General features: G+C 64.2%; 7 protein-coding genes. 4 read left to right on the top strand and 3 right to left on the bottom strand.

The features are described from left to right. The coding region (locus H8A92_RS39225) for an NUDIX hydrolase (protein ID WP_229200617.1) at positions 1–508 on the top strand (508 nt) is incomplete at its 5' end. 145 nt (positions 509–653) lie between these two features. Then, entirely contained in the window at positions 654–1,856 is a 1,203-nt protein-coding gene (locus tag H8A92_RS39220) for a hypothetical protein (RefSeq protein ID WP_229200616.1), read from the top strand. A gap of 15 nt (positions 1,857–1,871) precedes the next feature. Here the strand turns inward: H8A92_RS39220 and H8A92_RS39215 are convergent, their stop codons facing one another. Beyond that, a complete protein-coding gene (locus tag H8A92_RS39215) occupies positions 1,872–2,171 on the bottom strand; it encodes a hypothetical protein (RefSeq protein ID WP_229200615.1) in 300 nt (99 codons plus the stop codon). 207 nt (positions 2,172–2,378) lie between these two features. Here H8A92_RS39215 and H8A92_RS39210 point away from each other — a divergent pair, with 207 nt between their 5' ends. Together H8A92_RS39210 and H8A92_RS39205 are read left to right on the top strand one after the other, a co-directional pair. Next, on the top strand, positions 2,379–2,858 hold the full coding sequence (locus H8A92_RS39210; protein ID WP_229200614.1) for a hypothetical protein: 480 nt from the start codon (positions 2,379–2,381) through the stop codon (positions 2,856–2,858). Between the two features lie 19 nt (positions 2,859–2,877). Then, positions 2,878–3,771, top strand: a complete 894-nt coding sequence (locus tag H8A92_RS39205) for an HpcH/HpaI aldolase/citrate lyase family protein (protein WP_229200613.1) — start codon at positions 2,878–2,880, stop codon at positions 3,769–3,771. 20 nt (positions 3,772–3,791) lie between these two features. Here the strand turns inward: H8A92_RS39205 and H8A92_RS39200 are convergent, their stop codons facing one another. Together H8A92_RS39200 and H8A92_RS39195 are read right to left on the bottom strand one after the other, a co-directional pair. Continuing rightward, entirely contained in the window at positions 3,792–5,006 is a 1,215-nt protein-coding gene (locus tag H8A92_RS39200) for an EAL domain-containing response regulator (RefSeq protein WP_229200612.1), read from the bottom strand. A gap of 361 nt (positions 5,007–5,367) precedes the next feature. Beyond that, on the bottom strand, positions 5,368–6,226 hold an 859-nt coding region (locus H8A92_RS39195), incomplete at its 5' end, for an MFS transporter (RefSeq protein ID WP_229200611.1).

The raw sequence follows: 6,226 nt of genomic DNA, 5'->3' as shown, positions 1-6,226 counted from the left end.
GACCGAAGGCGAGGACGGCAACGGCACGGCCTTCCTGTTGACCCGGCGCAGCGCCAACCTGCGTTCCCACAGCGCGCAATGGGCGCTGCCGGGCGGACGCTGCGATGCCGGTGAGACGCAGCCTCAAGCCGCACTGCGCGAATTGCACGAGGAGCTTGGGCTAAAGCTGTCCGAGCCTGATGTGATCGGCATGCTCGACGATTATCCGACGCGGTCCGGTTATCTGATCACCCCGGTTGTGGTCTGGGCCGGCGCGCATGCGGCGCTCGTGCCGAACCCGGACGAGGTCGCTTCCGTCCACCGCATCGGCCTCGATGCGATCGAGCTGGAGGACGCGTTCACCTTCGTCACGATCCCCGAGAGCTCGCGGCGCGTGATCCGCTTCCGCCTCGGCGGCCAGCAGATTCATGCGCCGACCGCCGCGCTGATCTATCAGTTCCGCGAGGTGCTCGCCGGCCGCAGCACCCGCGTCGCCGACCTGGAGCAGCCGGTGTTCGCGTGGAAGTGACCGTCATCAACCCGTCGGCCTCCACGGCTTGCCTCGGAGACCACCGCATTGTGGCGAAAATTCTGGAGCTGATCGCGGCATCCGGCCGCCTTCGATCCGGACAATTGCGGGCTGACTTCGCGGCGGCGCTTGCTACAACGAGGTCATGCGCCCGCAATTGATTCGCCTGTGTCCTGGATTTGTCGCGCTCGCGCTCGCGCTCGTCGCCGGCGCGCCGTCTGTATCGGCCGGCGAGGCCGATGCGTTGCCACCGTCCGTCGCCAATGCGATGGCACAGGCATCGCCGCAGGCGATCATGGACTATCGCCGCAAGCTGCAGGAATACCAGGAGGCGCGCGACGCCTTCGAGCAGGATGCCAGCGCCTATTGGACCGCGATCGCCGACAAGCGCCGCGGCCGCAACGCCAAGCGCCGCGACCGCGTGCAGATCGGGCTGGACGACTACGTGCTGCAGCAGCCGCCGGTCTATGAGGGCCCGAAGCGGCCGGTCAATCCGGCTCCCGAAGAGGAGGGCGCCAAGCCGCCGCGTCCGCCCAAGACGATACCGGTGGTCTCGGATCTGGTCAGGGCGGCCGCCGAGCAATTCCAGTTCACGCCGCAGCGGCCGACGAGCGAGGTCGAGTTCAAGCGCGCCTATGCCCGCTACGCACGCGCGGCCGGGCTGACGCCGGAGCAGGCGGTGCGGGTCTATTCATTCGAGACCGGCGGCACCGGCAATTACGACGTGCAGGCGGGCATCGAGCACGGCGGGAAGCGCGCCATCTCGACCGCGATGGGCTACAACCAGCTGCTCACCACCAACACCGTCGAGCTCCTGGCCGAGCAGGGCCATGAATTCGTGCGGGACCTGACCGAGCGGGTGGCGCGGACGCAAGGGCCGGCGCGCAAGACGATGGAGCACAAGCTCGCGGTGCTGAAGAAGATGGTCGCCTTCACGCTCACCGTGCCCGACGACTGGTCCGCGCATCAGCGCCTCGCCGATACGCCGCAGGGCTGGGCGTGCCACGCCATGGTGCTCGACATCGATGTCGGCCCGATGCTGCAGACCCACAAGCTGCTGACCTCGGTGATCTTCGCGCGCAACAAGGGCTATTCGCGGCCGCTGACCGCGGCCGAGCTCGAGATGATGAACCTGACCGGCGACGGCACCGGGCTCGACATGGTGACCATGCCGCAGGCGATGCGCGAACAGGTGCCGACCTCGAACTTCTTCCAGCGCTCGGGCTACGAGCGCAACCCGGTCGCGATCCGCCACAACACCGTGGCCAAGCTGCTTGCCGTCACCAACGAGCGGATGGACTTCAACAGCAACAAGCCCGGCGCAAGGGAATTGGCCGCGGCGTTCTGACGCCTGCCGGACACGTCATTTCGAGCCGAACATGAATTTGCCGTCGCCCTCGAGATAGGGCCCGGAGCGCATGTAGAGCTGGCCGTTCTGGCCGATGAAGAACAGTGTCCCCTTCGGCACCTTCTTGGCACCCTTCAGCAGCGTGCCGGCATTGTTGGTACCCATCTTGTAGGCCCAGGTCTTGCCGTCCTTGTCATAGGCGTAGCCCATGTCGGACTTCAGCTCCCATGGCGCAGCCTCCTGCGCGAATGAGTATGTCGCCATCGCAGCAAGGGTCGCGGTCGCAATAAAGGTCTTGGTCAAAAAATGCGTCATGATCCACCTCCGGCCGAAAAAAAACGGCATCGTCCCCACGCTTCTGAACAAATCACGAACGCCATTCGCGCGTCAATACGACAATCGGCGAGACCTCTGGTGCAGATCAGCGACTTTGTGATTTCCCGTATCAAGCTTGGCGACTATCTTCGCGTTACCGTTTACAAACGCTTTGATCGGCGGAAACACTACCTGGGGATGATCGCGATGAATCACGTCATGAAGATCGGTATCGGTGTCGCTCTGTCGTTCATGGCGCTGGCGTCAGTCGCGCAGGCGGACGAGTTCAAGCTCTCCAACAACCAGCGGATCTCCTGCAGCCGCGGCCTCTCGGCCGGCAAGCTCAATACGTCGACGTGCAAGTCCTACGCCTATCTGTTCAACGCCAAGACCTCGGAATACTTCCGCTGCCAGGTTTCGTTGGCGCTGACCCGGGACAACAAGGAGGTCATCAACGTCCAGGCCGACGGCGGCTGCACCAAGAAGCCGCGCATCTTCGAGACCGACGGCAATTATACGTTCGACGCCACCGAGACCGAGCCGCCGAACACCAATTCGTTCTTCGGTCCGGGCGGCTATGCGATCTGGGCCAGCGACGCCAACACCCAGAAGATCCGCGGCTGCATCACCATCTCATCCGGCCTCGGCTCCGACATCTCGAAATGCCTCGACATGAAGTTTCAGTGACCGACGCGCGGGCCGCGTAATGCACAAGCTTCGCCCGGCCCCGCTGTGCCGTTCCTGGTTGTTTCTCGAAGGCGCCAACGAGGCGGTCCTGCATGCGGCCGCCAGCGGCGCCGACGTGCTGATCCACGAGCTCGAGGACTTCACCCCGCCGGCGCTGCGCCCGAAGGCGCGGCGACTTGCGGCCGATCTCTACGCGGCCTGGCGCGACCAGGGCGTGGTGGTCGCAGTGCGCGTCAATCCGCTGGATCAGGACGGCATGGACGATCTCGCCGCCGTGATGCGGGGACGTCCTGACATCGTCGCGCTGCCCAAGGTCGCCGAGCCGCACCATGTCGCCAGGCTGGACCAGGCGGTGACGCGGTTCGAGCGCGACTATGGCATCGCCGAGGGATCGACGGCGCTGCTGCCGAATATCGAGTTCGCACGCGGCCTGGTGCAGACCGGCGCGATCGCAGTCGTGAGCCGACGTACCATCGGCTGCCTGATGGCCTCCGAAGACCTCGCCGCCGACCTTGGCGCCGAGCGCGGCAGCGATGGCCTCGAGCTGGCCTATGCGCGGCAACGCTTCATCGTCGAATGCCGCGCCGCCGGTGTCGTCGCGGTCGACTGTCCCTACACCTGGAGCGACGCCGCGGGCGTCGAACGCGACACGATCTGGGCGCGACGGCTGGGTTACACCGCAAAGAGCCTGGTCGATCCCGCGCATGCCGCCATCGTCAACCGCGTCCTCACGCCGAGCGAGGATGAGTTGCACCAGGCGGGCAGGATCGTAGCTGCCTTCGAGGCGGCGCGGACGCAGGGCTTCGGCCGCGTCGAACTCGACGGCTCGCTGCTCGAAGTCCCCACCTACTCCAACGCAAAGCGCCTGATCGCGCGCGGCGAGGCGCTGCGCGCGATCGATCGCCAAGCCTAGGCCTGACGCGAGGCCATTCCTCAGGAGGCCGGCTCTTTCTCGGAGAAGTGCATGCGCGAGCGGGCGAATTTCTTGACGCCCATCGGCTTACCGAACAGGTAGCCCTGGACCTGATCGAAATCCATCTCATGCGTGGCGAGAAAGTCCGCGCGCGTCTCGACCCCCTGGGCTACGACCTGCGCGCCGGCATCGTGTGCGAGCTCCACGATACGCCGGCATACCGTCTGCTTCAGGCGCTGATCCGCGCAGCCGGTGACGTATTGATGATCGACCTTGAGCTGGACGAACGGAAAGTTCGGCAGTCCCAGCAAGGACGGCCAGTTCGCGCCGACATTGTCGATCGAGATGCCGATATTGTGCAGGCGAACCCGTCTCGCGACATCGATCGCCAGATCCAGATTGTCGATCAGCTCGGTGCTGTCGATCTCGATCAGCAGGCCGGCAAAGGCTGCATGATCCGGAATCCGGTAACAGAGCTCGCGCACCGCTCCATCGTCGGCAAGAAACGAGATCGGCAGGTTGATCGAGAGATTGACCGGTCCGATCTGCTCGACGAGATAGCGCCAATCCTCGATCGCGCGCGCGATCACGAACTCCGACAGCGCATGAAAATGCGGATCGCCCTCATCGGGGATGAAATAGGCCGGCGGCACCACGCCCCATGCCGGATGGCGCATCCGGATCAGCGCTTCGGCGCCGCTCGGAACCAGCGTCCGGAGATGAATTTTCTGCTGATACCATAGCTCGAGCCAGCCCGCCTTCAGCGCTTCGGGTACGTCCACCGCCGGACTCGGCGCGGGTTCGAGCGGAAGCAATGACGCAAGACTGTCACGCAGCGTTCCGGCGCTGAACGGCGTGGACAGGGCCGGCAGCATGGCGATGCCGTATTCATCGCCGATCTGCCGGACCGCCTTGACGATGATCGAGTCCGGTTGCCCGATGACGAGGACCTTGCCGCCATAGTCCTTTCTCACCAAAGTCTCGAGAATTTTACTGACTTCGATGCCGTCCACGGACACGCCGAGCACCAGAAGATCGGGCCGTTCCGCGTCCAGCACGGTGTCGAGTTCCAATGCCTGGCCGCATTCACTGGTGATGAAGCCGAGGTCTTCCAGCGCCTCCGCGAGGAAGGTCCGAAGGTGCTTTTTGCTGTCCGCAATGCATGCGCGCGGGGTCAGCTTGCGATGTCCGAACCATCCGGCTCGTGCCTGTGTGATGTGGCTGATGTGATTCATGCCCCGCCTTATCCGTAATTACCCCGGCTTGACTCGTACATCCAAGAACCCCGGCAATCATGGAAATTTCTGGTTCATACATTGATTGGCTCGCTAACCTTAAAGGATTCAATTCGAATCAAATGATCCCGGAATCGGCGCATTTCGCCGCGGTTATCCGTGCAACAAATGCGTCATCTGACCTTCGTGAGCACGAATGCGTTCGACTCTGGACGTATGCAGAAACATTGCGCGCGTGTGTCATCGAGAGACGACGTTAATGACTGTGGTGCTGCGTCGATGCAGATGCGGAACTGCATCATTGTCGGACATCAGATCGGTTCACACGCGGTGATCCGCGGCGCGCCGCCGGCGAATCAGGTCATCCATTTTGCGACGCCAAAGTGGATGTGTGTGATGTTGACGTCGCCGTTCGCAGCGTCTCCGGCATCAACGCGCAGAAACCGATCAGCCCGGCACCAGCGACGGCGGCGAGGAACAGAAATGCGGCGCCGTAGCCGGCGTGGACAATGATGAATCCGGCGACCGCTGTGCTCAACGCGCCGCCGACACCGGTCGCAGTGGCGATCGCGCCCTGGCTGATGTTGAAATGCCCGGTACCGTGCGTGAGATCGGCAACCACGAGCGGAAACAGCGCGCCGAAGATTCCGGCGCCGATGCCGTCAAGCAACTGCACCGACACCAGCCAGTACGGGTTGTCCGACAACGGATAGAGCGCGCCGCGCACGGCCAGCACCGCGAGCGCAGTCGCGAAGATCGGCTTGCGGCCCCAGACGTCGGCCTTGCGTCCGACCAGCATCGCAACCGGCACCATCACGATCTGCGCCGCGATGATGCAGACCGACATCAGCGACGTGCCGAGGTTGCGATTGACCAATGCGAGCTTCTGGCCGACCAGCGGCAGCATCGCGGCATTGGCAAAATGAAAGACCACGGTCGAGACCGCGAAGATCAGCAGCGGCTTGCAGGTCACCAGCACACGAAAGCCGGACGGCCGGTCATGCCGTGTGCCGTGTTCCTCCGCGACGTCGTCGAGCCCGCGCGCGACCTGATGATCGATCGCGTTGGGTGGGATCGACAGCGTCGCGGCGACGCTGGCGAGCGCCATCGCGGCCAGCAGCCAGAACACCACGACGGGGCCGAACCAGTAGGCGGTGCCGCCGGCGATCGCCGCCGCCACCGCATTGCCGGCGTGATTGAAGGCTTCGTTGCGGCCGGTC

It is taken from the genome of Bradyrhizobium acaciae (assembly GCF_020889785.1).
GTDB classification, from domain to species: Bacteria; Pseudomonadota; Alphaproteobacteria; order Rhizobiales; family Xanthobacteraceae; genus Bradyrhizobium; species Bradyrhizobium acaciae.
The sequence above is the reverse complement of the archived record's forward strand: the minus strand, read 5'-3'. Positions and strand labels throughout refer to the sequence as shown.

What these genes read in the sequence shown, in the direction of transcription:
- H8A92_RS39200 (WP_229200612.1), bottom strand. Translation starts at nt 5,006, where the DNA reads ATGAATCACATCAGCCACATCACACAGGCACGAGCCGGATGGTTCGGA.
- H8A92_RS39215 (WP_229200615.1), bottom strand. Translation starts at nt 2,171, where the DNA reads ATGACGCATTTTTTGACCAAGACCTTTATTGCGACCGCGACCCTTGCT.
- H8A92_RS39210 (WP_229200614.1), top strand. Translation starts at nt 2,379, where the DNA reads ATGAATCACGTCATGAAGATCGGTATCGGTGTCGCTCTGTCGTTCATG.
- H8A92_RS39205 (WP_229200613.1), top strand. Translation starts at nt 2,878, where the DNA reads ATGCACAAGCTTCGCCCGGCCCCGCTGTGCCGTTCCTGGTTGTTTCTC.
- H8A92_RS39220 (WP_229200616.1), top strand. Translation starts at nt 654, where the DNA reads ATGCGCCCGCAATTGATTCGCCTGTGTCCTGGATTTGTCGCGCTCGCG.